Genomic DNA, 25,983 nt, shown 5'->3' with positions numbered 1-25,983 from the left:
GTCTTAGTCCTCCACTACCCAGGTGTCCTTGGTGCCGCCGCCCTGGGACGAGTTCACCACCAACGAGCCTTCACGCAGGGCCACGCGGGTGAGCCCGCCGGGCACCAGTCGGGTTTCCTTGCCGGACAGCACGAATGGACGCAAGTCGATGTGACGCGGGGCGATGCCGTTCTCGACGAAGGTCGGGCATGTGGACAGGCTCAGGGTCGGTTGGGCGATGTAGTCTTGCGGGCGGGCCTTGAGGCGTGCGCGAAAATCCTCGATCTGCGCAGCGGTAGCCGCCGGCCCCACCAGCATGCCGTAGCCGCCGGAGCCCTGGGTTTCCTTGACCACCAGGTCCGGCAGGTTAGCCAGCACATGGGACAGGTCCTGGGGCTTGCGACATTGCCAGGTCGGCACGTTCTTCAGGATGGGTTCTTCGCTGAGGTAGAAGCGGATCATCTCGTCGACATAAGGGTAGATCGACTTGTCGTCGGCCACGCCGGTGCCAATCGCATTCGCCAGCACCACGTTGCCGGCGCGATACACGGCAACCAATCCCGGCACGCCCAACATGGAATCGGGGTTGAAGGACAGCGGATCGAGGAAGGCATCGTCGAGGCGACGATAGATCACGTCCACCTGCTGGGGACCGGCCGTGGTACGCATGTAGACATGGTCGTCGCGCACGAACAGGTCGGCGCCCTCCACCAGCTCCACGCCCATCTCACGGGCCAGGAACGCATGTTCGAAATAGGCGCTATTGAAACGGCCCGGGGTCAGGACCACCGCCGTGGGGTTTTCCAGGGGGCTCGAGCTTTTCAGGGTGTCGAGCAGCAGGTTCGGATAATGGTCGATGGGGGCCACACGCTGGGCCGCGAACAACTCGGGGAACAGGCGCATCATCATCTTGCGGTCTTCGAGCATGTAGCTCACGCCGCTGGGGGTGCGCAGGTTGTCCTCCAACACGTAGTAGCTGCCATCGCCATCGCGCACCAGGTCGACCCCGGCGATATGGGCGTAGATACCCCGGTGCAGGTCAAGGCCCTGCATCGCGATCTGGTAACCCTCGTTGGCCAGCACCTGCTCGGGGGGGATGATCCCTTCCTTGAGGATGTGCTGCCCGTGATAGATGTCATCGAGGAACATATTCAGGGCCTGGACCCGTTGGATGCAGCCTCGCTCGACTGATTGCCATTCACTGGCCTTGATGCTGCGCGGGATGATGTCGAACGGAATCAACCGCTCGGTGCCCTGTTCATCCCCGTACAGGGTGAAAGTGATACCGGCCCGATGGAACAGCAGGTCGGCTTCGCGACGGCGTTGGTCGAGCAACTCGACCGGTGTGTCCGCCAGCCAGCGTGCGAAGGCTTGGTAATGCGGGCGGCAGTCACCCTGGGCATCGTACATTTCATTGAAAAAAGCTCGGGGCATAGCCAACTCCCAGCCGCGTTCTACACGGCATTTCTTATCACTTCGTCATTCCAATAGTCCGGCCTTGCCTTGTTTTGATGAGCTCTGTTTGCTGAACACCTCGATGGATGTCGGTCTCTGTTCTGGCCTTTGCGTCTGGATGACGTGCGCCCCCTGATAGAATCTGCGTGGTCGCTCCTGTACTGGATCAAGCGGTTGGATGGGTGTCGCTGTCGAGTCGTAGCAAAGGCTGTGCCTAAGCGCGATGGATCAAGATTGCGCTGGAAAAACCGTTACGAAGTTGTTTAAAAGCGAAATTTGTTTTTATTTATACGACAAAACACCGTGGGAAAGCTGAAACGCTTATTGCAGCTTTCCCCAGCGACTCCTGGAACGGGTCGAATAGGTGCAAAAAGGCAGGGGACAGGGATTCAGTGCCCTGAAAGGGGGAAATTTATACTCACTGCTCGATGCCGGAGCTGGGTGTCGGCGGGAAGCGACCTTCTAAATAACGCCTGGATCAAGCTCACCGGTCCAGGCCAGCAAGGCCGCCAGGAGGAAAAAACTGCCGCAGGCCGACTCGACCTTCTGCTCCCCGGCGGCGCCGATTCGGTAGCAATGGCCGAGAAACCGCCCCTCTTGAAAATCGTCACTGCGAATAATCGCCGCCAGTTGCGCAGCGGCGTGCTGTCGCAACACATCGCCATCAGGTATCCGTGAGGCCAATCCTTGCAAGGCCAGCGCAGCCATTGCCGCCGCGCAGGGATCGTCCGGCCCCTGGGGCTCGGACAAGCGATTGAGCGGTACCTCCAGGCCACGACTACGCTGCCAATACTGGCATGCCTGCACAGCGTCCTGAGTGTAAGGCGCGCCGTACACCCTGGCGCCGACACCCAGGCCAAGCATCGCCCAGGCCTGGCCCCGGGACCAGTTGCCCGGCCTGTCGTCGGCTCGCCAGTCTCCGCTTTCATGGCAAGCCTGGCTGCTCCAGGCCCCGTCGCGACCGGCACAGGCACGAAAAGAAGCCTGCAATTGCTGTCGTCCGAGACTCAACAGCCGAGGGTCGGCCCGGTGCGCGAACAGCTGCAGCGTGGCCGCCAGCGGGTCGATGCTCAAGCACTGGTCACCCCGCTCGCCGCCGCCCATGTCACGGCCCAGCGCGATGCAGCCCAGCAAGGGGTCGAAGGCCCGAACCAACTGCTGCACGGCCTGTTGCGCCAACTCATCAGCCAAGGCGTCGTCCAGCAGGCAACGGCCCAGCCCTGCGCCGTAATGAAAGATCAGGCTGCGGTGGTGCGTGGCTGTGGCGAGCTTGTCTCGCAGTCGTTCGGTAATCTGCCGGGCCTGCCGACGATCCTCCAGATGCGCGCTTCGATAGGCGCGCAGCCACCACAGCCCGGACCAGAATCCGCCCAGCCAGGAGCCGCCCGCCGAGACTTTCCAATGGCTGTCAGGTCCGGCGCAATACAACGGGAACCCGTCGCCACACGAAGCCTGGATCTGATCCATGCGTATGATCATCGCCGCAATGGCGCGATAGGCCTCGTCGAGCCGCAATGGCGCTTGCCATGCCAGGACAACGCTCATTTGATGGCCCTCAGTCCGGTAATGGCAGGTGTCTTGTGCCGTTGACGCAAGCGAATCAACAGCAGGCTCGACAGACCGCCCAGCACCAGTACGCCAATCAGCAACAGCCACGCATCGGCAAAACCCCAAGGCCCGCGCAGGAACAGACCGAACAACGGCGGCCCCACGGCAAACCCGCCGAAAAAACCCGCCGACAACAGTCCGGCCGCCGACGCCGGGCTGCCAAACCCTGGATCGCGCAACACCATGCTCATGGCGATGGCGTTGGTCGCCACGGCGGTCAGGCCCATGCCCAGGGCGCCCGCCCACAGCGGCCAGTGACGCACGGGCAAGGCCAGCGAGGTCAGCCACAACGCCACGCCGGACAACAGCAGCAGAACCAGCAACAACCAGGATTCATCGGCCATCCGAGCCCCCAACGGGGTGAGCACGATCCGCGCGGCGATGCCCATCACGCCGAAACCGGCAATCAACGCACCGATCCATTGCCCGGTCATGCCTTGCTGGGCGGAGAAGACCCCCACGAACGTCACGAACGACGACAAGACGATGCCTACGCACAGTTGCACGCTCATCAACAGTGCCAGGCATGCATTGGGTCGATTCAAGGCATACCCCAGAGGTTTGCCCGCCCCCTCGCGAGCCGCCACGCGCGGCCCCAACAAGGCCAGCAGCAGCGCCGGCAATAGCAGCGTGGCCAAGGCCCCGCGCCAACCCAGGCTCAGTGCCAGACTGGGCAACAACAATCCGGCGAACAACGCCGAAACCTGTACGCCGGACTGTTTCAGGCCGACCACCGCCGCCTTTTGCCGAGGTTCGACGCGCTCGGCGATCAACAGATTGGTCGCCGGATTGGCCAGCGCCTGAGCAATGCCACACACCGCCAGTGCCAGCACAACCCCGATGAACCCCGGCAAGCTCGCCAACAACCCGTACGCCGCCACCGTGCTCCAGAACAGCAAAGCCAGGGAACGCTGGGTTCCGAGACGATTGACCAGCGGCCCGGCCCATAGCGATAACAAGGCAGCGAAACCGAATGCGCTGGTGATCAGCCAGCCCAGCCAATGGGTCGGCACACCAAGGTCGGCGAGCATCAACGGGCCGAGGGTGCCGACCGCATAGAAAATCAGCATGGGCAGTGCCATGGCCGCGGTGAGCACCAACCGCAGCCATACGCCTCGAGAAGAAATGTGCCCGATCATCGCTCCGCCTCCGTCATCGCGGATGGCCAATCGAAGTCCAGCCCTGCTTCGCCGTGGCTGTCGAGCAATTGCCTGCCCACGGCACTCACCAGTGCATCGTCGGTGCCATCCAGGATATGGGTGGTGCGTGCCAGTCGATAGATGCCCGACAGCGGCGACAGATCGCTCAAGCCTTCGGCGCCCATGATCTGGATCGCCGAATCAGCCGCCTCGCTCAAGGCCTGGGACGCGGCGACCTTGGCGATATTCACCTCGATGCTGTTGGCAACGCCGGCGTCATATTTTTCGGCGGCGTCGTGCAGCAATGCGCGAGCGGCGGCTATGCCCTGGTAAACCCGGAACACCCGTTGACGCACCAGTTGCTTGTCCGCCAGCCGTGCCTGCACGCCTCGGGCAGAGTGAATACGTGCACACATCAGATCAAAACAGCGTTGGGCCAGACCCAGCCAATGCACCGAGCGCAGGACGCGCCCCAACGCCAGGCGCTCCTGCATCAATGCCAGGCCCTGCCCCACCTCGCCCAGGACATGACTGGCCGGGACCTGGACCTGATCGAACGACAGCTCGCCTTGCCCGGAAAAACGCCCGAGAACCGATAAAGGTCGCTCGACGCGAAAGCCGGGCAAGTCGCTGGGCACCAGCAGCATCGATAACCCACGCTCCAAGGGACCTGGCGCGGTACGGGCAATCACTGTAACCAATGCCGCCCGCTCGGCGCGGCAGATGAACCACTTGCGCCCGCTCAATCGCCAGTGACCGTCGACGAGTTCGGCATGGCTGCGCAGGGTCGCCGGGATCGAGCCGATGCTGTCCGGCTCGGACATGCCATAACTGGAAACGATCGCACCCGCTGCCAGCGGAGCGAGAAAGCGCTGGCGGATCTCCTCGCCGGCATGCCGGCTCAACATGTGCAGATCCAGCGTGGCGTCGTCGCCGAAGATCGCTGGCGCATACTCCGACCGCCCCTCCTGCTCGGCCACCGACAGATAGGCCCGCAAGCTGGCAATCCGACCGCCCAGGGCCTGGGGGTAAAAGGTGCCCCACAATCCGGCGGCCCGGGCCTGGGCACTCAACGCAGCGATGCGCTCGGCGGCTTGTACGGGGTCAGCCGCCAGCTCGGTCTCCAGGGGGATGATGCGTTGGTCGACAAAGCGCCGGACCTGGCGCGCCAGCTCAGCCGCGTCCAAAGGGCGGTCAGTCCTCATTGTGCTCAACATGCGATGCCCGCCCCGCTCTCCAGGAACGCCACTTCGGCGGCCAGGGACTTCTTGTCGATTTTGCCGGCCGGGGTCAGCGGTAGCTGTTTATAGAAACGCAGGTACTCGGGCAATTTATTGACTTCCAATCCTTGCTCGCGCAGGTAGTCGGTCAACTCATTCAGGGTGAAGCGCGGCGCTCCCTCGCGCAGGGTCACGCAGATGCACACCCGTTGCCCCAGGTCCTGGTCCGGCACGGCCACGCAGGCGACACTGACCACATCGGGATGACCGGTGGCCAGGGTTTCGATCTGCACCGGGCTGATGTTGGCGCCGCCACGGATAATGATGTCCTTTTTGCGCCCGGCCAGAATCAGGTAGCCGTCGGCGTCGATGTACCCAAGGTCGCCGGTTTTGACCCAGCCTTCAGCGTCTCGATACTGCGCGTCGAGTTCCGGGGCGTTGACGTATTGCATCGGGCTCAGGGGGCCGCGCGCGCGGATTTCGCCGACGCTGCCCTGAGGCACCTCCTGGTCTTGCTCGTCGAAGATCTTGATTGCGCATACCGCCGGGTTCGGCCGGCCGACACTGTAGAAGACCACCTCCAATGCATCGTCCAGGGTGTTGTGGCAATTGACCCCGTCCGCCGAACCGTAAAGGCTGATGAAGCCACAGCCAAAGGCATCGACGCAGCGGCGCACGGTGACTTCGTCGATCAGCGAACCACCGCAGATCAACCCCAGCAGGCTGGATTTGTCGACGTCGGCCAGACGGGCATCGGCGGCGATGCGCTGAAGCATCGTCGGCACCCCGAGGATATGGGTCGGGCGCAGCCGTTCAATGGCCTCGATGGCCGCCGCGACATCGAACTGCGGCAGGACGGCAATCGATCCACCGAGCCACGACAGGCTGCCAAACGTGGCGGTGGAACCGAACGAAGAGCCCAGCGGCACCAGATACAACCCGCGAAAGCTGGCGCCCTCGGGATGAATGCGTTGCAGGAAGCGGCCGCGCCCGCCCACCAGGGCATTGTGCGAGTAGGCCACCAGCTTGGGCTCCGACTCGGTGCCGGACGACACCAGCAGGCGCACCGGTGAATTGGGGCAAACCTGGGGCAGTTGTCCTTCATCGAGCGGCTCGGTCTCGAGCAGGTCCTGCAGGCTCAGCCAGCCGTCCCGGGTGGCCCCTTCGACGATCAATATCCGCAATGACAACAGGGTCGGACGCAGTGCTTCGACGACCTGGCAGAGATCGATCCCGGCGTACTCGGCCGGAACGATGACCGCGCGCGCGTCGCAGCGTCGGACCAGTGCCTGGATGTCCAGGCTGCCGCGCCCCGGCGGAAACGGTGCAACCACCGCGCCCAGCGCGGCGGCGGCGAGGTCGATGGCACAGCAACGCCAGCTATTGGTGAGCTGGTAGGCCACCACATCACCGGGCATGATCCCGGCTGCCCGCAAACCGGCGGCCATACGCAAGGCATAATCATGCAGCTGGCCATAACTCAGGGAGCCTTCGGGAGAGAGCACGGCGGCTTTTTCCGGCTCGCGCTGAGCGTGCTCGCGAAACAATTGATAGACCGAGCGGTTGGGGTAGGTCCCGTCACGTTCCCAGACACTGCGAACCTCAACGGGGACCAGATCAATGATGCCTGCGTTATTCATCGAAAACTCCAGTGGGCGTTGACCGAGGTATAGGCATTCAGGTTTAGGCACGGCTTCAATCGCCTGTCTTGGCTCAGTTGCGACAGGTCTTGTACGACCACACAGGCCGGTATCGCGGCGTCATCCAGCATGCGTTGCCAGGTCTCGGCCGATTGCGCCGATAAGGCTCTGCCCAACGATGCATCCAGCTCTTGGGGATCGGTGCGTGGGTCCAAAGCCAGGATCAGGCTCAGCTGTTCAAGCTGGGTCGGGGTCTGGCAATCGATCGCCAGCCAACCGGACAGGGTCGGGTACACCCCCTTGAGCAGGCTGTCGTGATTCGCCTGTGGGGTCTGCAGTGCGGGGGCACAGAGCAACGTGGCCGCACCGAGCAAGGAACTGTCGACCCGTACCGATTGGCCGCTGAGGGCGCGGTGAACCAGGGCAGCGGTCACGCCTTGGGCAGCGACCGCACCGCCCAGAACATCCAGCACCGTGAACAGCGAACCGCCCGGCGTACCCGAGGCCTGGCCGATCTGCTCGCCGACGCCGGACCACGCCTGAACCACAAAATCAGTGCCCGGCAACGGTTCGCCCGGACGGTCGTGCCCCCAGCCACCGGCATAGGCATACACCAGGCCCGGGTTGATCCGTGCCAGGTCGGCGCGGTCCAGCGCCAGTTCGGCGGCCTTGCCCGGCGCCCAGTTGTGCAGAAACACGTCGGCATGCCGCACCCGTTCGTAGAGTTCGGCGCGACCGGCAGCGGATTTGATATCCAGTTCGCGCACCTGCTTGAGGCGATTGAGCGCATCAAAACGCACCGATACGCCGTCGGCGCAGGGCGGCATGGCCCGTAACGGATCGCCGCCGGGCAATTCGATACGCAGCACCTCGGCGCCCAGCATCGCCAGCAAGTGACCGGCCAATGGCCCCTGGATCCGGCGACAGGACTCAATCACCGTCAGGCCGCTCAACGGCAATTCACCCGGCGTCAGCGCAGGCAATGCCCGACCATCGGCAGCGCCGCGTTCGAAGGCCCAAGGGCCTTGAATCAATTGCCGTGGCAGGTCTGCGTCGGCACGCCGCTCGGCGAGGCTGCGCAGCGGACAAACCGCCATGCCGCTCAAGGCGCACAAGGCACGGATGCGGTCCATGGACAGCCGCGCCAGGGCCTGGCGAAACACCGTCGGCATCGGCGCCACCGCCTTGGCATAGCGCAACAGGAATGCCTTCCAGCCCTGCCCGGCCTGTTCGGCATCGACCCCCACCGCCGCCCAGAAACGGCGCCAGGGCTCGGCGTCAAGGGTCTCCAGTTCGAACACCACGCCGTCGGCGGATACGAAGGGAGGCCGATTCTTCGAACAGGTCGCCCCGGGAAGCAGCCGTTCCGCCTCATCAGCGGCCGTGGCACCGGCCAGGTATTGACCGATGGCCAGCACCCCGGCGGCGCCCACGGAGCTGCTGACGTGCTCGAAACGACCGCCGCGCAGCTGACCGAGGGCGGCGGCCAGCGCGCCTTGAAGGGCCAGGCTGGCACTCAGGGTCGAGACATAATCGAGGCCCAGCCCCTGGGCCTTGCCACTGGCCCGGCCATGCACCGACATCACCCCGCAGGCCGCCTGCACGGTATGTTCCGTGATGCCGTGGGCGCTGCCGTCAGGCCAGCCGTGAACCCTCCCGTCGATGGGCGAAAGGTCTGGATGATGAAAGGAAAAACCCAGCCCGCAGGCCTTTGGGTCACCTTGGAACTCACGATGCTCCAGGCCCAGCGCCGTCGCCTGGTAGCGCAGTGACGCGGCCAGCGCGGCAAAGCCGGCGGGCACCGATTCGACACAGCCGCGCAGGCTGCAACCTTGTAGAAGACGCGACATAAGACCTATACCAGCAGGTTTCCATACCGCCACACGCGGGCCTTTAGTGAGGTACCGCGCGCAGCCCCAGGTCAACGTCGGCCCTCAGCCTCCGGCAACCGCAGGGAGAATGGTGAGGCTGTCACCGGCCTTGAGCGCGGTGCCGAGGTTGTCGGCAAAACGGATGTCATCATCGTTGACATAGATGTTCACGAAACGATGCACCTGACCGTCGCCTATCAGTCGCTCCTTGACGCCCGGATACTGTTTTTCCATGTATTCGATCACTTCAAGAACAGTCTGCCCTTGAACTTCGACGCGTTTCTGATCTTGGGTAAAAGTGCGCAACAAAGTGGGCACTGTGACAAATATCGACATGCAGAACTCCCTGAGCCTTTAATAAGCTCTTTGGCCATGAATATTATTTGAACCGCGCCACCGACAAGTTTCAGTCAACGACGCAAATACGCTCTTCAGTCACTTTGTTATTGATGATGCGATAACTTCGCACCCATTCATCAATATCCGGCAGAGTTGAAACAATGACGTAATGCAGCGAGGCATCACCGGCATAACGCACGTCTTCGGCGCTCGGATAAGCGACACTGGCGGTATGCGAGTGATAGATCACTCTGCACTCTTCGTCTCGTTCGTCCAGCGCTCGCCAAACCGCTAACTGTTGCCTGGGATCGAACGTGAAGAACGTTGGCGAACGGGCGGCGTTGTCCATCGGCACCAAGCGCTCGGCGGTACGAACGCCGGCCGGGGCGACGACAATGCCGCAGGTTTCCAACGGATGATCCCGTCGCGCCTGCTCCAGCATGGCTTCCAGCAGGCCGGCACGAATACTCAACATCCTCGGTCCTCCGTTCAGGCTCAGTAGGCCGGCAACGATGGTTCGACATCCCGGACCCAGGCCAACACCCCACCGTCGAGGTTGCGTACATTGCTGAAACCGCGCGCCTGAAGTTCAAGCAATACCGCCCTGGAACGTGCGCCGGTCTTGCAGTGCAGGACCAGGTTGGCGTGCTTGCCGAAACGGCTTTCGATCAGTTCCGCGGTCTTCGGCCCCTTGGGCATGTGTTGGGCGCCGGGTATCCGCACGATGTCCCATTCGGCGCGTTCACGTACATCGATCAGCAGCACTTGCTCGCCGCTTTGGCGCAACGCCTGCAGTTGCCGGGCGCTGATCGAGGGTATGTCCGAATCCTGCACACCGTGGGGCACGTTCAAGCCGCAGAAAGCCTGATAGTCGCTCAAGGCCGTGATGGGCTGACGGCCCGGGACTCGGCGCAGCGGCATCTGCCGGTAAGACATCTCCAGCGCGTCGTACACCATCAGACGCCCCAGCAAACTCTCGCCAATGCCGGTGATCAGCTTGATCGCTTCAGTGGCCATGATTGCACCGATGGACGCACATAAAATGCCCAGCACCCCGCCTTCGGAACACGAGGGCGCCAGTTCCGGCGGAGGCGGCTCGGGGTACAGGTCGCGGTAGTTGAGGCCGACACCGCCCGGAGCGTTTTCCCAGAACACCGAGGCCTGGCCTTCGAAACGGAAGATCGAGCCCCAAACGTAGGGTTTGTCGGCCAGCACACAGGCATCATTGACCAGGTAACGAGTGGCAAAATTGTCGGTACCATCGAGGATCAGGTCGTACTGGCTGAACAACTGCACGGCGCTTTCCGGTTCCAGCCGCTGTTCATGGCGCTCGACGTTTACATAAGGGTTCAACGCGTTGATGGTTTCGGCGGCGCTGTCGACCTTCAACTGGCCAACCGTGGCCACCCGGTGGATCACCTGGCGTTGCAGATTGGATTCGTCAACACGGTCGAAATCGATGATCCCCAGGGTGCCGATACCGGCCGCAGCCAGGTAAAGCAATGCCGGCGAACCGAGGCCTCCGGCACCGATAACCAATACTTTGCTGCTCTTTAAACGGCGCTGCCCTTCCAGGCCCACATCGGGAATCAACAAGTGTCGACTGTAGCGGGTTATTTCTTCGTTACTTAGACTCGAAACAGGAGCGACAAGCGGAGGAAGTTTCATGTTTAATACCTGTTGCTGAATGTAAGTAATTCTCAGGCAGACCCTTTGATTAATCAATTCGAAGGGCTTTGAATTTCATATGCACAAGGTCCGTTTTCGTATGCATTCAGGAGTTACCAATGCGCGATAACGGCCCTTCGATAGTCAGGATCAGTTGGAAATCCAACCCACAGACAAAAGCCCTCTTTCGAGGGCTTTCACAGGGCACTCGATCCGTCAGGCGAGGAAGGTCGACATGTCCTCGCATACGGCCCTGAAAGCGTCGACAAAATGCTGTGCTTCAAGGTCATTGAGTACCAGTGGCGGCTGGATGCGCATGACCCGGTTGTTGTTGGCCGTGACGAAGGTCAATACACCGTGGTCCTGGGATAACTTGCTGACGAAACGCAAAACGAACATCTCCTCGAAGTTTTTCTCCACCTCACAGATGGCCTCTTCGATATGCCGCTTGGCCTTGCCGGAAAGCATGCGATAGGTGCCTGCGGCGTTGCCTGGGATACGACTGGCGAACTCACGCACGAAAGCCTCGACGCCGCCTTTGAAGCTGTACTCGAACTCAATGGCAATCATCAACCCGACGCCGCGCACTTCACGTATGAACGGGTATGGACTCACCGCCTCCCGCAGGGCCTGCTTCAGTTGCCCACCCACCCGGGCGGCATTGCCGGCCAGATCCTGAGCGGTGATGACGTCGAGCGTTGCCAGCGCCGAAGCCGATGCGAAATTACCGCCGCCGAACGTCGAAGTGTGCAACGCAAACGTGTCGATGCTGCCATAGGCTCGATCCCATAACGCCGCGCTGGACAGCGTCGCGCCAATGGGCACGGCCCCGCCGGACAATGATTTGGACAGCACCAGGATATCCGGCACCACCGCCTCCCACTCACAGGCGAACAACTTGCCGGTGCGGCCCAGGCCGGTCTGGATTTCATCGACGATCAACAGGCAATCGTAGGCACTGCAGAGCGCGCGAACCTGCTTCAGATAACCCTCCGGCGGCACGATCACCCCGCCCTCGCCTTGAATCGGTTCGAGGATAAAGGCGCCGACATCGCCCTGGAGCAAGGCACTTTCCAGCGCGGTCGGATCGCCGAAGGGGATCGAGTCGCAGCGTGCCAGCAAAGGCTTGAAGGGATCGCGGTGTTTGTCCCGGCCCGTGACCGACAAGGCCCCTAGCGTCTTGCCGTGGTAGCCGTTGTCGCAATACAGGATGCGGGGGCGCTGCATGGCCGCCATCGCCAGCTTCAATGCCGCCTCGATCGCCTCGGTGCCCGAGTTGCTGAAGAACACCCGTTCCAGATTGCCGGGCGCCAGCTCGCTCAGGCGCTGGGCCAGCAGGCTGGTCTGCAAGGGCACCGACACGTACTGGACGAACGTCGGGTATTGCTGTTGCAGATACGCCTGTAACGCCTGATTGATGAGCGGATGATTGTGCCCGGTATTGAGGCAGCCGTAGCCGGCGACAAAATCCAGGTAACGGCCGCCGTCCAGGTCCGTCAACCAGCAACCACTGCCGTGGTTGAACACTCGCTCGATGTGGTTGAACCGGTAGAACTCACGCAGCACCGGGTTGATGTGCTGGTCGAAGCAACGCAAGGCTTCGGCACGCAGGGCTGTCGGCTGGTCGGTTTGCTGTTCGACGGGCGCGATGTGCTTCGCCGTCCGATGGAAACGCCGCAGCGCCTGGAAATCCGGCTCGTCCAGGCGTTCGCCATACGACGCCATGGGCGACGGTGAGAAACCGTGCAATTGGGCGATGCGGCCAATTTCCAGTACTCGCTCCTCGGGCAGTTCGCGGCCGATGGAAAACGCCTCGGCACGCCCCTCCAATGCCAGCACCAGGGTTTCCGCCAGGCAGCCATTCATGAATTTCTTTGGGGTCAGCCCCAGGGTTTCGGTGCCGAAGCGTACCTGCGTGCTGGCCGACACCAGGCCACCGTCAATGATCAGGATGTCCTGGCGGTCTTGGCGAAACGGCTGGACATCGCGAGGCAGCGCGGCGTCCACCACCACCGCCCCCGGCATCAACCGGTAAGGATCGATCACCCCACCGCTGGACGTCGCCGCCACATAAAAACGCACCGAGTCGTAGCAACTGTCAATATCCGCCGTCAGCAGCACCTGTCCATGGAATTGTGCCGGCAGCCAGGACAGGCTTTCACGGCCCTGCTCGGCGCTGCCCCGGTGCACCAGGCGCAGGCGGCAGCCGTCGCGGGCCAGGAGTTTGGCGATGACCAAGGCAATCGAGCCAGGATAGCCGACCACCGCCACTTCAGTGTCGGCCGGTGTCACCTCAAGTCGGGCCATGGCCTCCAGCACATTCTGGTAAGCGGCGTAGGCGGTCAGCGAATTCCCGGTGGTCACCGGTACGCCGCTGCGCTCCAGTGTCTGCAGCCCCCGGTTGCCGACAATCGCGGTGAATCCACCCAGTCCCACCAGTTGCGCGCCCTCCTGCTGCAGGCTGTGAACGCCTTCAAGGACCCGGGCGGCAATGGTTCGTGGCTGGCTGAGCATTTGCTCGGCGGTCAGCGGCAGATAATGCAAGATGCCTTCGCACACCGCGCCACTGGCGCTGACGATGCGCCCGAAGTCCGCGAACGGCACCAGATTACGTGACTGCCACAACTGCGCTTGATAGCCGCGATCCTGTTCAATCAGCGTGCGATCCAACAAGTCGATGATTTTCACCTGGCGCTGCAGGGCAATGGAGGTCGGGTGGGCGATGAAGCCGAATTTCATGGGAGTATGTCCTTGGCAAGGGTTCATTGACGGTTCCAGGCGGTTTCGGAGACCAGGCTCAAACCGTCGCCCTCCGAGTTATGGGCCAGCAATACGTCGAAGATGTTCAGTCGTCCGGGTTGCGTCAGGGCCTGGCGCAAAGCGGCTTCGTCGAACGAGACCAGGCGCTCTCGGTGTACGCTGATGGCCCCGATCCGTTCCAGCGGTGCGCTCATTGCCCCGACGCCGGTGACGGCGACTTGCTGGGCGCCGTTGTGCGCATAGCGTTTGTCGAGATACGTCTGGATCAGCGACAGCATGCCGTTGGTCAGGTAGAACAGAGTGACATTGCGCAGGCCCGCCGACGGCGCGTGGGCCAGTCCTTCAGCGAGGCGCGCTTCGATATCCGGCACCAGGGCGCGGGCGCCATCGCCGACGAAGGCCAGGACATTGCCCTCGCTGGTCATGGCGATATAGGGCAAGGCCATCAGCGCATCCCCCATCAACGCCCGCCCATACCACCCGGAAAACCCCGGGTCGGTGCGAGGCACGTTACGCACCGCCGAAATACCGCAACGGCCGACATCGTAGACACCGGTGTAGCGATAATCCTGGCGCTCGATCAGCTCGCGCACCAGGTGACCGAGCCGATGGAAAAAGTAGTTGGCGGTCATGGGCAGGGTCTCGATGTGATCCACCGCGACGGTTTCACTGCGTTGCGCCATTTCTCGCAGCTTGTCGCGCCGCAGCGCGAGCACCGGCGGCTCGACCTGCATCCCACGCTCGATATGGGAGAGGAATTCGTCCAGCGGTACATCCAGCGCCAGGTCGGTGAACGGTGAAAGATGCCGTGGTTCATGATTGACCTGTACCACCCGCAACTGACGCTTGAGCTTGCCTTCGGAAAACGGCGTGGCCGCCTGGTCGACCTTGCTTTTGAGAAAGAACACGCAGTGGTCCCGGGCACCGTTCAACTCGTGTTCGCAATGCATGAACTGGTACACCCGCCGACTGAACCCATAGAGGGACAACGGCCCAAGGTACTCCGGCACTGCCCGCCCCTCGTAGTAAGGACCGACACTGCCGGGTTGGGTAATGCTGTCCGCCAGCCCGATGGCACCCCGTTCGGCCAGGGCATGTATCCGCCGACGTTGCTCGGCGTTGAGCTTGCCGCATTGCCATAACACGTGCACCGGCTCGTGATTGATCAGATGCAGCGCCTGGTCCAGCGCCTTGGCCTGACGTGTGTCGGGGCGCCAGGCTGGCGTGGAAATGATGTCGGGCAGGCGTACCTCCAGCGGCACCTGGGGCCGGGATTCGAGCACCCCCTGGGTCGCCAGGATGAATACCGGCTCGGGCCGCTCGGCGAGCATGGCGAAGGCCTCTTCCAAGCGCGGGCCGATCTCTTCGACCTTTCGGATGAACACTTGGCGCAACCCCCGGGCCTCGATCACCCGACAGCCGTTATTGTCCAGGTCATGGGTGCCCTGGAAGGCAAACCAGACGTTCTCCGGGCTGTCGGCACACACGATCAGCCCCGGGGCACCGAGACGCTTGAGGTTGGCCAGGGTGCCGCGAAACTCATCGATCATGCCTGAAGTCACGGTAATCACGTAGGCGCGGCCAAACAGTTGCCAACCGGCCATGGCGCTGACCGCCAGGCTGTGCTCGTTGCAGCCGCTCAGGCAACGCACGCCGGTGCCGGCGAGGTTTTGCTGCATCGACTGGATCAGCCCCGCCACCATCGACCCGGTGTAGGCATGAAAGTCCCATCGTTGCTGCCAACGGCTGCACATGAAGCGGGTGATTTCCGTCGCCAGACTCACCGACAGCAACGGACCGCTGATGGAACGTGCGAGCAAACGGTTGAAGTGAGCGTGTTCCAAGTGATCGAGGATGATGCGCAGCAAGTCCGCCCGGCGCGCCGCCCGGTCCTGCCCTGCCACTCGCAGATGACGGTTACCGCCGACCCGGTTCATCCATCCGGGCAGCGCCGGCAACGCGCAATACAGCAGCGCCGAATGGGGTGATAGACGTGAACCGGGCGCGGCGGCGATCAATTCGTCAAAAGGGTCTTCGTCCCCGGCCTCGGTTTGCTGACAAAGATCGAGTATGAACAACTCGTTGGACAACGCGGGGGGCTGCCGTTGCAGGCTTTGTCGGGCAGCCTGGGGCGAGTCGAAAGTCAGCACCCACAAATCGGGCAGTGCCGCCGCGGCACATGGGCTGCCCTGTAGATACTGCTGGGCCTGGACCATCAGAGTCTCCAGCACAGCTTCACCGTGGGGCCTGACGCCCAAGGCGCGATGCATCGATTCATTGCCCCTGATGGAGAGCGGCCAGTCGGGATTATTGGCCGGAGGCTGCAAGCAGGCCTGCAAATACTCGACGACAAACGCCACATCCTCGATCAGAGGCTGCGCCTGGGTAATCAAACAGATGCCTAAGGTTGCCTTCATGGACTCCATTCCTATTGGATCGAACTGATTTGAGGGGAGCTGTTGCTTTGAGGGGGAGTTGATGCAGTTGCCGTTGGCTCGGTCAGTCTGCCCAACGAACCACCGGCATACGCCGTGGCCTGGGCAATCGAACTTCGCGCAGCCACCGCCAGGACACACACGCCGAGCATCGCCAGGCACAGCCCGGCAAGCATGGCCGCCGGGCCACTGCGATCGAGCAACGCGCCGGCGCCGATCGGCACCAGGAGACGGGTGAGTACAAACAGGCTGGCCTGGAGACCGTAGTCGTGGGCCTGTTGGAGGCGTCGGGAGAAAAACATCATCAAGCCGAACATCAGGCTCGACACCGCGCCCATGGCCGTGGCCAATAGAAAAGCCGCCGTCACCAGCCATGGCGTCGAGGCCTGGAGCCAGACAGCGCTCGTCAACACCAGCAGCGCCGACAAGGCACCGATCATGAACCATGGCGTCACCCTTGCGGGCCCCAGGTGTTGCACCAGCCTTGCGCCCAGTACGCTCGCCAGGGCACCGACCACTCCGCCGCCGACCCCGGCAATCCAGGCCACCTCTTGCATGGGCATTCCCTGGTCCAGCAATAGCGGCTTGAGGTAAAGCCACGCGGCGCCCAGGAACGGAAAACCGCTGAGCAACAACCCGATCCAGAGAGGTGCGCCGGGCTGCCCGAAAAACCCCGACCAATCGACCGATGACCGCCGGGGTGCTTGAAGACCGTCGTCGTTGACCTCTCCCTCATGCAGTAACCCGAGGAAGACCAGCGCCACCAACAGCCCGGCGGCCATCAACAGAAACGGCGCCTGCCAGCCCCAGCGCGCCTGGACCAATAACATGACGCCGGCGCCCACGATGGCGGCGAGAAACAGCGCGGCCGAACGAATCCCCCCGGCGCGTGATCGCTGTGCCTGTGGCAACAATTTGATGGCCAGGGCATTGACCGGGATATCGGCCCAGGTCGCCAGTACACCGGCGGCGAAAGCCAGGCCGAAGAGGAACAGGCGATTGGCGGTGATCGCCTGCTGGCTAACCAGCACCAGCAGCAGCGTCAGCAGCAGGCACAGCACCAGCGCCCAAAGACGGTAGTGCCCTTGGACTGACCGATAACGCTGCACGGGCAACGCCAACAGGAACTTGAACACCGCCGGCAACCCCGTCAGCTGGAACAGCCCGATGTCGGTGCCGGACCAGCCGTGTTCACGCATGATCAGCGGAAGGCCCAGCAGCAGGTAGATGCCGGGGACCGCGAGGACGAAGTGGAGCCAGCCGAACAACCACTGAAGACGCCACATATGGATGCTGTCTTCGCCTTTCATGAACGGCTCCGACGCGCCACTTGCACCGCGACCGGCGCGACCGCAAAGGCCACCTCGGGGTAAGGGTCGATATCGACGAACCCGGCGCGCGTCAATGCCTCGCTCAGGCCGCCAGAATGGGTAACCTGCCGCCCGAGCATTTGCATCGACAGGTAATAAGGCATGACTCGCCGGGCCAGGTCGGGATCAGACGGGACCTCGGCATGGGCACTGACCAACACGCCGCCAGGGCGCAATGCGGCGTGGATTTTCGCCAGGCTCGCTGCCAGGTCAGGGACAAAATGCAGCACCGAGGAACACCAGATCAGGTCATACCCTTCACCGATGCAATCGCTCGCCAGATCCCCACCACGTACCGCCAGACGCTGCTGGAGACCGGCCTTGCTGATATTTTCCGCCGCCACGCTGACCGTCTGGGGGAAATCGAACACCTCGCCGCTCAACAGCGGGTTGTCCCGGGCCAGGGCAATCGCCACCAATCCTGGCCCTCCTCCCAGGTCCAGGAATCGGCGGGCATGGGCGAACTCGGGGATCCGGGCCATCAAGCGCAACGCCACCTCCACCGTGACGGCCCTTTGCTCCTGGGCCAGTTGCAGACGCGCCGCGGCCGTCCAGTTCTCGATGGTGGTCGCCACGTTCGGCGCCTGCCCACTGGGCTGACCCGCCCGTACCTGATCGCCCAACTGTCCACCGAAATGTCGAAGCCCGCGCAGACGGAACGTCCATGCATCGCCGCAATAGTCCGGCGCCTCGGCGCGCAAGTAGTCGTGGGCCACCGCGGCGTTGTGGTAACGCGGCGGTTGTTGTTGATCACGCACCAGCAACTCCATACTCCACAACGCTTCCAACCAGTAACCGGTGTTAACGGGGTCGAGTTGCAGTTGTCGGGCAATGGTCTGCGCCGTCACGGGCACTTGCAGCAGGTTGAACAGCTTCCATTCCAGGGCAATGCGCAGGACATCGGCACGCACGCCGGCCAGGGTCAGGTCCCAGTAGGGTTGCAGGGGGTGGGGTGTTGCCAGGTCGATTCCGTTCATCATTCGCAGCTCACAGTTCATAACTCATACGCAGGCCGATTTCCCTCGGCGGGCTGTAGACACGGGCGGTGCCGTTCAAATAGCCGACAGCGTCGTAACGCTTGTCAGCGGCGTTCTTTACATAGGCACTGATGCCGTACTGGCCAATGTCGTAACCGGCATTGAGGTTGATCAGGCCGTAGCCGCCCCGTTTGTACTGGTTGGCCGAGTCCAGGTAGGTCTCGCCGACCCCATCCACACCGCCCTGGGCCCACCAACCGTTGGAGGCGTCGTAGCGCAGGCTCAGATGACCGGTGAAGTCGGGGGCATAGGGATTGCGATTGCCCTGGTAATCGCTGTTGCCTTCACTGAAGCGCTCGAAACGGGTCCGGTTCAGGCCCACGGAACCGACCAGCGTCCAGTGGTCGGCCAGCTGGTATTCGGCTTCCAGCTCCAACCCCGTGGAGCGGGCCGACGCCGCGTTGGTGATGTACACCAGGCCCGGCTGGACCAACTGCTGCACCTGCATGTCTCGCACGTCCATCCAATACAGGGCGGCCGAATAACGCAGGCGCTGGTCGTCCAGCCAGCCTTTGGCGCCGACTTCATACGTCTTGGCCTTTTCCGGGTCGTAGCCGGGGTAATCGGCGGCACTGGCGAAGGCGTTGAAACCTCCTGCGCGGAAACCTTCGGCATAGCTGGCGTACAGGTAGGCATCCGGTTGCCACTCGTACTGCAACGACACCTTCGGAGTGAAACGTTGCCACTGCTGGCTCTGACGACTGCCGCCCTGAGGATCGATGTGCACCTTGTCCTGTTCGGCACGGGCACCGAGAGTCAGGGTCCAGCGTTCGGCCAGGGGCATCAGCCATTGACCAAACAGCGCCGTGGTATTACCCCCCAATTGCACGTCCGTGCGGGACAGGCCAACGGGCAGTTTCTGTTCGTAGGAAAGGTCATGGTCGTCGCGATCGGCATAGACGCCGAGCAGCCACTGGCTCTGGCGCCATTGGCCTTCCAGGCGAAATTCTTGGGACATGGTGTTGAAGTGGTAATCGCGACCAACATGAAACAGGTCGGCAGGCTGGAAATCGGTGTCTTGACGCACCCGGTCATAGAAGTCGTTGCGGGCTGTGATCGAACGCAGCTTCAAGCCGGAGTCGAACTCATGCAGCACGTCCACGGACAGGCTGCGACCGCTGGAATGGTTCCAGCTCGAGGTACCGGAGCGCACCTGGCGACGGGATGAATCCGCCGGCCCCCACTGGGACCCACCATCGCGATAATCCTGGCGGCTGTAGCGCAGGTTGACGTCAGTGGCCAGCGTGGGTGTCCAGCGCAACACCATGCGGGCACTGTGACGTTCGCGATCATCGGCCTGCCCGCCGCGCCAATCGTCGTCAATGTAGCCGTCCTGCTCCCGCCACTGTCCGGAAACCCCGGCGAACAGCGTCTGCGGGACCAGCGCAGTACTGGCATCAACGCCCAGGATCCGACTGTCGCGACTGCCGCCACCGGCTTCGACCCGAGCGTATGGCCGGGCATCGGGCTGGCGAGTGTGGATGCTCAGCACGCCGGCTTCGGCGTTGCGGCCATACAGGGTCGACTGCGGTCCCCGCAGGATCTCGATACGTTCCACGCCCAGCAAGTCATGATCGAACCCCTGCCCCATCAGGGTCGGCACACCGTCGACCAACATCAGCATCGAGGAAGAAAACGCCGTCGGGCTGGCGGTCAGGCCGCGCACCACCGGCAGGTTGGTGCCCGACTGGCCAAATGGCTGGAAGGTGAAGCCGGGCGTGGCTCGCGCCAGGTCTTGCAGGTCATGGATCGCGCCCTTGCGCAAGTCCTCGCCCGTCAATACCGACAGGCTGGCGGGTACCGCCTCCTGCGGTTGTTCGATCTTGTTCGCCGTCACGGTGATCGGCGCCAATTCGGTCTGGGCCGCCACCTTCATGGCCACGCCCAGACAACAAGCGACGCTCCACGTGTAAGCGCTGGCTTTCAATACAGACTTGACCATCGCACTCCCCATCAATGAATCCGCGACTGCCTCGTTCTGGCGATGGCAGTTGAGATACAAACATGGTATTGATTAATGCGAATAGTTATCATGTAGTTCATATGGAATCCGGATCAATCCATATGCAAGCCAGAGTCAACCAAGGAGGACCCTAAAAGTGGCGGCCCTACAGAAGATTTCCCAGTCGTATCGAGTGGCGCCAACGCATTCGCGGCTGATCAGCAGCGATGCCTGTGGCTGGACACGCCAGCAACTGCCGGGGGAACTGGGCGAGTGCTACTCAGAGCGCTATTTGGTCGACAATGACCTGATGGTGGTTCGTTCGCGTTATCGCCCCACGCGTCACCTGATCGAGGAAACCGCCAGCCCTCACAATCGTCACATGCTGGTCATCACGTTCGGCATGCAAGGCGATTCCGGCTACAAGGGGGCCGACGGTTCGACGGTGTCATTCCGTGCCGGCTATACCACCATCACCTCGTTCCAATTGAGCCTGGGCGAACGTTGCTACGAAGCCGGGACGACGGTGTCCCAGCTCCGGCTGCTGATCGGTGAAAGCATGCTCAACCGATACATCGGCGAGCAGCGCACCCGCCAGTTACTGGGCAACGGCAATGTGCGCCAATTGGCCTTCCAGAAGACCTCGGCCACCAGCGCCAGCCACGCCACCGCCCTGGCGCGTTACCTCAACCAGGGTGCGACCGGCGCGCTGGACATGCACATCCACACCCTCAGTCTGCTGTCCGAACAACTGAAACTGATAAGCCCGCCCACCCCCTGCATCCAGAATCCGCAATTGAGCGCCAGCGATATCGAAAAACTCGACCGGGCGCGGGACATCATGCTCGAACAAATGGACCAGCCGTTGACCATTCCCTACCTGTGTGCTGCCGTCGGGCTCAATGAATTCAAGCTCAAGGAAGGCCTGCACCACCGCTTCAATTCCACGCCCCATCGCATGCTGCATGAGATGCGCATGCGCAAGGCCTATACCTTGCTGGAAAGCGGATGCCAGGTTGCGCAGGCGGCCTATCAGGTCGGCTACAAGTTTCCGAATAATTTCAGTGCGGCATTTACCCGGTTCTTCGGCAAATCGCCGAAAACGGTATTCGGCAAGCGTCGCTGACATTGCGCGGGCGCCTGGGTGATTCCGGGCGTCAAACCTGATCTGCCGTCTTGGAGTCGCCCAGACTCAAGGCTGAACCGATGGAAAAAAAATGCCCGGATCCAAGGTCCGGGCATTTTTATTGGCGCGATCAGAACGTCACGCTGGCACTCAGCCGTGCGGTACGCGGCTCCCCTACCGCGACCTGCAACTCGCTGCCGGTGGAGGACGGGTAGTATTGCTTGTCGAACAGGTTATCCACGTTCAACTGCAGCGAGGTCTTGTAGCCCAAGACCGGCGACTCCCAGCGCAGGAAGGCGTCGGCCACGGTGTAGCTGCTGAGCCAGAAACTGTTGTCGTTGTTGGCGGCGCGCTCACCGACGTAACGCGCACCGGCACCGGCGTGCCAGGCGCCGAATTCGGCTGGAATGTTCAGGTGGTGAGTGAGGTACAGGCTCGCGGTGTGTTTAGGAGCGTCGGGTAGGCGATGACCCTCGTCGTCCGGATCGTCGAGGATTTCAGTGTGGGTGTAGGCGTAAGTACCGATCAAGTCCCAACGGTCGGCCAGACGTCCGGTGATGTCGAGCTCTAGCCCCTGGGAACCGACCTTACCGGCGGCTTCGGCTATGGTGTTTTCACCTACAAGAGTACTGGTCACTACATTCTTTTTAACGATATCGAACAGAGCAAGATTGATGTTCAAGCCGGGTAGCGGATCGTACTTGGCGCCAATTTCGTAGCTACGGCCTTCCTCTGGATCGAAAGTATTACCGGCATCATCCACATCATCGTTCGGTTTGAACGAGCGACTGTAGTTACCATACAGCGACAGTTCTTCGGTAGCCTTATAGACCAGCCCCAGGAACGGAACAAAGGCATCGCCATTATCGTCGCGGACATTGACGCGTTTGATCATGCCTTGGTTGGCGTATTGATCGTAATGCTGGTAACGCCCTCCAAAGACCAGGATCCAGCGGTCATCCAGATGCCAGTTGTCCTTTAAGTACATCGAGCTGGAGGTCAGCTTGTTGCTCAAGTTACTTTGCGGCTCATTTACCCGGCTTGGCTCCCCTAGACCACCGTAAACCGGTGCCGCAGGGTCGAAGCCTGATTGATAAGCTCCGCGATAGGTTTTGCCACGAAATTGATCGGACACCTGATTATCGACACCAATCAACAGGTCATGACGCTGGCCAAACAGTTCCTGCTTACCCATGAAATCCCAACTGGCGTAGCGGGTTTCATCGTCATAGTGCGCGCCGTTGGCGGCACGCTGGAAAACTCCGTTCGACAGCCGCGGCTGCGCAATCGAAAGACTGTACCGGTCATTGTTCCACCCGTAGGTCACACGAGTTTTCCACGCTTCACTTAATTCATACTCGAACCGGGCGGTGGCCGTCTCACGAATTCCCACACTCTTGGCCCACGGCTCATCGAGGCGCTTGTCGTAGTCAATGTCAGCTGGATGCCCATCAATGAATATCGTCCCACGATCAAACGGATTGGAATATTCGTTGTACTCATAACTCAAATTCAACGAAGCCCGCTCCCCCGTCCAAGCCAGCGAAGGCGCGACCAACGTGCTCTCGTTGACCCCATAGTTGCGCCAGTAGTCCTCATGCCCACGTTCGGCGATCAAGCGATAGGCCAGGCCGGTGTCCCCCAATGGCCCGGTCGTGTCCAAGGCCATGGTGCCGCCGCCTTCGCTGTAGGCCGAGCCGCTTAACGTGGTGCTTTGTGTGTATTCCGGTTTCTTGCTAATGACGTTGACCAGGCCGCCGGGCTCCAACGCGCCGTACAGCATCGAGGCCGGGCCCTTGAGCACTTCGACCCGTTCGGTGGTGGCGCTGAAGTTGCGTCCCAGGTTCGAGCGCACGCCATCGCGCAGGATCGAGCCGTCGTCGTTGGTGCCAAAACCGCGCTTGACCAGCGAATCCCGCGAGCCGCCCAGGGTGTTGCCCTGGCTGACACCGCTGACGAATTTCATCGCATCGTTCAGCGAGCGCACCTGATAGTCATCCAGGGTCTGCTGGGTGACGACATTGATGGACTGCGCCTCTTCCTTGATCGGTACATCGCTCTTGCTCGCCGTGCTGGCTTGCGATGCCGTGTAACCCTCGTCCTGAGTGATGCGAGTGCCCTCGATATCCGTGGTGGGCAGCTCAAGGGAATCCTGCGCCCACAAGGGGCTGGCGATGAGGCAGCAGGACAGCGTGGGCAGCACACGCTTGAAGAATGCGCTGCGGTTAGCGAGAGGGATGGAACGCTTCAAGAAAGGGCACTCATGGGAGGGACGTTAATGAGAGCGAATATACTTTGAGAATAATTCCCAGTAAATCTTTTCATCAAGCCCATCGCCTACCCAACCCTTTGAAACGGGCCGATTTTTGCAAAGTGATATCAAATAGCCCATCCCTGCCTAAAGCTTTGACGCTTTCGGTCGAATGTATTCCATTAAAAGATTTTTCCGCCCAGGAGCGACGGCATGCAGACGTTAAAGGACTTGTACGAGTCTATCGAAATGCGTTTTTTCGATACCCTCACTAAAAAGCTGTCGAGCCTTTTTCTACTGGTCGTGGTCAGCGGGTTGCTGTATTGGGTCGCCCTCAGCGCCCGTGCGGACATCGTGCTGCAGTTGCGCAACGCCCAATTGGATGCTGCCTTGTTGGGACAGATCGAGGGGCGACTCGACAGCCTGACCCACGCGCTGCTGTTCGGTACGTTACTGACAGCGGGCATGATCAGCTTCATGGTCTGGTACTTCCGCCATCTCATCGTGCGCCCGGTCACCGCCATGACCAAGGCTCTTGAGGAAATCGCCAACGGCGAAGGCGACCTGTCCAAGGACTTGCCCCTGGTGACCCACGACGAAATCCGCGTACTGGCAGGCACGTGCAACCGTTTCCTGGCCAAGCAGCGGGAAATCATCAGCAATGTCCAGGCACTGACCGTGCACATCGCCGTTGAATCGGCGCGTTCGCTCAAGAACATCAGCGATTCCAGCGACAGCGCTACCCACCAGGCGCGCTTCGCCAAGGAAGTGATGGACCAGAGCAACAGTGCCGTGGGCCGGATAGAGGAAGTCTCGCGCCAGACCCAGGGCATCTCCAGCACCACCGCCCAGAACCTGAGCATGGCCCGCGATTCCTACGCCGAGTTGCTGGAAGTGACCGGCAACATCAGCGAAATTTCCAGCAGCCTCGGCGAATTCGCCACACTGGTGAGCGCCTTGAACCAGCGCTCCTCCAGCATCAAGTCCATTGTCGGGTTGATCCAGCAGATCTCCGCCCAGACCAACCTTTTGGCGCTCAACGCCGCCATCGAAGCGGCCCGGGCCGGCGAAAGTGGCCGAGGCTTCGCCGTGGTGGCCGACGAGGTGCGGACGCTGGCGCAGAATGTCAGTCGGGCGACGGACGATATTTCCCGCAATATCGACGCCATGCTCGAGGAAGTCAGCTCCACCCACGAGCAGACCACCCAGATCAGCCACAGCGCCCGGGAAACCCAGAAAGTCGTGGAGCGCGCTTCCGGCCATTTCGAAAGCATGATCGGCGACTTCGAATCCACCAACGGCAAGCTGGCCGACATCGCCGAGCATATCCAGCAGTTCGCCGATGCCAACACCGGTATCAACGAGCGGGTCACCCAGATCCACGCCGACAGCCAGTCGATCGATCAGCGCATGCAGCATTCGGCAACGGCCACCCGTGATCTATCGGGCGTCGCCGAACGGGTGCAGGCGCTGTTGGGTCGGTTCGTGCTTGGCCATGGCAAGCTCGACGCGGCCATTACCCGAGCCAGCGAGTGCCGCGACACCCTCCAGGTCCGGTTGCAGGCATTGCTGGATGAAGGGCTCGATTTGTTTGACCAGAATTACCAGTTGATCCCGGGCACCGACCCCAAACAGTACGTGACCCGCTACACCGAGCGCTTTGCCCAGGTCTGCCAGGAAGCGTGCGACACCCTCACCCGCAGCACGCCGGGCGGCAAGGTTTCGTTCATCGTCGATACCAAGGGTTACTGTCCGGTAAACAACAGCTGGGTCTCGAAACCACCCACCGGCGACCGCACCGTGGACTTGCCGGTATGTCGCAACAAACGGATCTTCAACGACCCCATCGGCCTGCGCGCGGCGGGCAACGTCCAGCGCTTCCTGCTCCAGACCTACCTGCGCGATACCGGGGAAATCATGACCGAGATCGACGTACCGTTCTTCTTGAGCGGCCGTCACTGGGGCAACTTGCGTGTGGGCTTCGATGCGGCGGTGTTGTTGGCGGAGTGATCTGCCAACTCAACAGCTGCACTGACTGATCCATCGCCATCGCGAGCAGGCTCGCTCCCACAGGGGGCCAGTCGTGTACGCGATTTTGGGGACACCAAAAAACCAATGTGGGAGCGAGCCTCTGTGGGAGCAA

The 25,983-nt window shown here is 61.9% G+C and carries 17 protein-coding genes; 2 read left to right on the top strand and 15 right to left on the bottom strand.

Annotated features, from left to right (window positions below; translation table 11 throughout):
- Window positions 1–3: 3 nt before the first annotated feature.
- From LCU97_RS03735 to LCU97_RS03670, 14 genes are all read right to left on the bottom strand, one after another.
- Complete coding sequence (locus LCU97_RS03735) at window positions 4–1,413, bottom strand: circularly permuted type 2 ATP-grasp protein (protein ID WP_053151348.1); 1,410 nt, start codon at window positions 1,411–1,413, stop codon at window positions 4–6.
- Window positions 1,414–1,896: 483 nt separating this feature from the next.
- Window positions 1,897–2,979 carry a glucuronyl hydrolase gene (locus LCU97_RS03730; RefSeq protein WP_232775593.1) on the bottom strand — a complete coding sequence of 361 codons (1,083 nt, stop codon included), beginning with the start codon at window positions 2,977–2,979 and terminating at the stop codon, window positions 1,897–1,899.
- Window positions 2,976–4,181: an MFS transporter gene (locus LCU97_RS03725; protein ID WP_232775592.1), complete on the bottom strand. Its 1,206-nt coding sequence runs from the start codon at window positions 4,179–4,181 to the stop codon at window positions 2,976–2,978. Before LCU97_RS03725 ends, LCU97_RS03730 begins: the two co-directional genes overlap by 4 nt.
- Complete coding sequence (locus LCU97_RS03720) at window positions 4,178–5,386, bottom strand: acyl-CoA dehydrogenase family protein (RefSeq protein WP_232775591.1); 1,209 nt, start codon at window positions 5,384–5,386, stop codon at window positions 4,178–4,180. The genes LCU97_RS03725 and LCU97_RS03720 overlap by 4 nt, the downstream gene beginning before the upstream one ends.
- 5 nt (window positions 5,387–5,391) lie before the next feature.
- Window positions 5,392–7,041 carry a class I adenylate-forming enzyme family protein gene (locus LCU97_RS03715; RefSeq protein ID WP_232775590.1) on the bottom strand — a complete coding sequence of 550 codons (1,650 nt, stop codon included), beginning with the start codon at window positions 7,039–7,041 and terminating at the stop codon, window positions 5,392–5,394.
- Window positions 7,038–8,891, bottom strand: a complete 1,854-nt coding sequence (locus LCU97_RS03710; protein ID WP_232775589.1) for a CoA transferase — start codon at window positions 8,889–8,891, stop codon at window positions 7,038–7,040. Before LCU97_RS03710 ends, LCU97_RS03715 begins: the two co-directional genes overlap by 4 nt.
- 84 nt (window positions 8,892–8,975) lie before the next feature.
- A complete protein-coding gene (locus LCU97_RS03705) occupies window positions 8,976–9,248 on the bottom strand; it encodes a MoaD family protein (protein ID WP_053151332.1) in 273 nt (90 codons plus the stop codon).
- Window positions 9,249–9,318: 70 nt separating this feature from the next.
- Complete coding sequence (locus tag LCU97_RS03700) at window positions 9,319–9,726, bottom strand: Mov34/MPN/PAD-1 family protein (RefSeq protein ID WP_053151330.1); 408 nt, start codon at window positions 9,724–9,726, stop codon at window positions 9,319–9,321.
- 20 nt (window positions 9,727–9,746) lie between these two features.
- Entirely contained in the window at window positions 9,747–10,919 is a 1,173-nt protein-coding gene (moeB, locus tag LCU97_RS03695) for a molybdopterin-synthase adenylyltransferase MoeB (protein WP_232775588.1), read from the bottom strand.
- Between the two features lie 216 nt (window positions 10,920–11,135).
- On the bottom strand, window positions 11,136–13,658 hold the full coding sequence (locus tag LCU97_RS03690) for an aminotransferase class III-fold pyridoxal phosphate-dependent enzyme (RefSeq protein WP_232775587.1): 2,523 nt from the start codon (window positions 13,656–13,658) through the stop codon (window positions 11,136–11,138).
- Window positions 13,659–13,681: 23 nt separating this feature from the next.
- A complete protein-coding gene (locus LCU97_RS03685) occupies window positions 13,682–16,096 on the bottom strand; it encodes a decarboxylase (RefSeq protein ID WP_232775586.1) in 2,415 nt (804 codons plus the stop codon).
- Between the two features lie 11 nt (window positions 16,097–16,107).
- On the bottom strand, window positions 16,108–17,424 hold the full coding sequence (locus LCU97_RS03680; protein WP_232775585.1) for an MFS transporter: 1,317 nt from the start codon (window positions 17,422–17,424) through the stop codon (window positions 16,108–16,110).
- A complete protein-coding gene (locus LCU97_RS03675; RefSeq protein WP_053151628.1) occupies window positions 17,421–18,461 on the bottom strand; it encodes a methyltransferase in 1,041 nt (346 codons plus the stop codon). The genes LCU97_RS03680 and LCU97_RS03675 overlap by 4 nt, the downstream gene beginning before the upstream one ends.
- A 10-nt stretch (window positions 18,462–18,471) precedes the next feature.
- Complete coding sequence (locus LCU97_RS03670; protein WP_232775584.1) at window positions 18,472–20,463, bottom strand: TonB-dependent receptor; 1,992 nt, start codon at window positions 20,461–20,463, stop codon at window positions 18,472–18,474.
- A 157-nt stretch (window positions 20,464–20,620) separates the two neighbouring features.
- On the opposite strand from LCU97_RS03670, the gene LCU97_RS03665 reads away from it, so the two are divergent.
- Window positions 20,621–21,589, top strand: coding sequence for a helix-turn-helix domain-containing protein (locus LCU97_RS03665; RefSeq protein ID WP_053151315.1), 969 nt, complete (start codon window positions 20,621–20,623; stop codon window positions 21,587–21,589).
- 130 nt (window positions 21,590–21,719) lie between these two features.
- On the opposite strand, the gene LCU97_RS03660 is transcribed toward LCU97_RS03665, so the two are convergent.
- Window positions 21,720–23,840 (bottom strand): TonB-dependent siderophore receptor, encoded by a 2,121-nt coding sequence (locus tag LCU97_RS03660; protein WP_232775583.1) that lies wholly within the window; start codon window positions 23,838–23,840, stop codon window positions 21,720–21,722.
- A 213-nt stretch (window positions 23,841–24,053) separates the two neighbouring features.
- On the opposite strand from LCU97_RS03660, the gene LCU97_RS03655 reads away from it, so the two are divergent.
- Window positions 24,054–25,850 carry a methyl-accepting chemotaxis protein gene (locus tag LCU97_RS03655; RefSeq protein WP_232775582.1) on the top strand — a complete coding sequence of 599 codons (1,797 nt, stop codon included), beginning with the start codon at window positions 24,054–24,056 and terminating at the stop codon, window positions 25,848–25,850.
- Window positions 25,851–25,983 lie beyond the last annotated feature (133 nt).

The organism is Pseudomonas uvaldensis, assembly GCF_021271205.1.
Taxonomy (GTDB): domain Bacteria; phylum Pseudomonadota; class Gammaproteobacteria; order Pseudomonadales; family Pseudomonadaceae; genus Aquipseudomonas; species Aquipseudomonas uvaldensis.
The sequence above is the reverse complement of the archived record's forward strand: the minus strand, read 5'-3'. Positions and strand labels throughout refer to the sequence as shown.

Coding starts and splice junctions, on each gene's coding strand:
- LCU97_RS03715 (WP_232775590.1), bottom strand. CDS start 7,041: ATGAATAACGCAGGCATCATTGATCTGGTCCCCGTTGAGGTTCGCAGT.
- LCU97_RS03700 (WP_053151330.1), bottom strand. CDS start 9,726: ATGTTGAGTATTCGTGCCGGCCTGCTGGAAGCCATGCTGGAGCAGGCG.
- LCU97_RS03720 (WP_232775591.1), bottom strand. CDS start 5,386: ATGAGGACTGACCGCCCTTTGGACGCGGCTGAGCTGGCGCGCCAGGTC.
- LCU97_RS03710 (WP_232775589.1), bottom strand. CDS start 8,891: ATGTCGCGTCTTCTACAAGGTTGCAGCCTGCGCGGCTGTGTCGAATCG.
- LCU97_RS03670 (WP_232775584.1), bottom strand. CDS start 20,463: ATGGTCAAGTCTGTATTGAAAGCCAGCGCTTACACGTGGAGCGTCGCT.
- LCU97_RS03680 (WP_232775585.1), bottom strand. CDS start 17,424: ATGAAAGGCGAAGACAGCATCCATATGTGGCGTCTTCAGTGGTTGTTC.
- LCU97_RS03725 (WP_232775592.1), bottom strand. CDS start 4,181: ATGATCGGGCACATTTCTTCTCGAGGCGTATGGCTGCGGTTGGTGCTC.
- LCU97_RS03655 (WP_232775582.1), top strand. CDS start 24,054: ATGCAGACGTTAAAGGACTTGTACGAGTCTATCGAAATGCGTTTTTTC.
- LCU97_RS03685 (WP_232775586.1), bottom strand. CDS start 16,096: ATGAAGGCAACCTTAGGCATCTGTTTGATTACCCAGGCGCAGCCTCTG.
- LCU97_RS03705 (WP_053151332.1), bottom strand. CDS start 9,248: ATGTCGATATTTGTCACAGTGCCCACTTTGTTGCGCACTTTTACCCAA.
- LCU97_RS03735 (WP_053151348.1), bottom strand. CDS start 1,413: ATGCCCCGAGCTTTTTTCAATGAAATGTACGATGCCCAGGGTGACTGC.
- LCU97_RS03690 (WP_232775587.1), bottom strand. CDS start 13,658: ATGAAATTCGGCTTCATCGCCCACCCGACCTCCATTGCCCTGCAGCGC.
- LCU97_RS03730 (WP_232775593.1), bottom strand. CDS start 2,979: ATGAGCGTTGTCCTGGCATGGCAAGCGCCATTGCGGCTCGACGAGGCC.
- moeB (WP_232775588.1), bottom strand. CDS start 10,919: ATGAAACTTCCTCCGCTTGTCGCTCCTGTTTCGAGTCTAAGTAACGAA.
- LCU97_RS03675 (WP_053151628.1), bottom strand. CDS start 18,461: ATGAACGGAATCGACCTGGCAACACCCCACCCCCTGCAACCCTACTGG.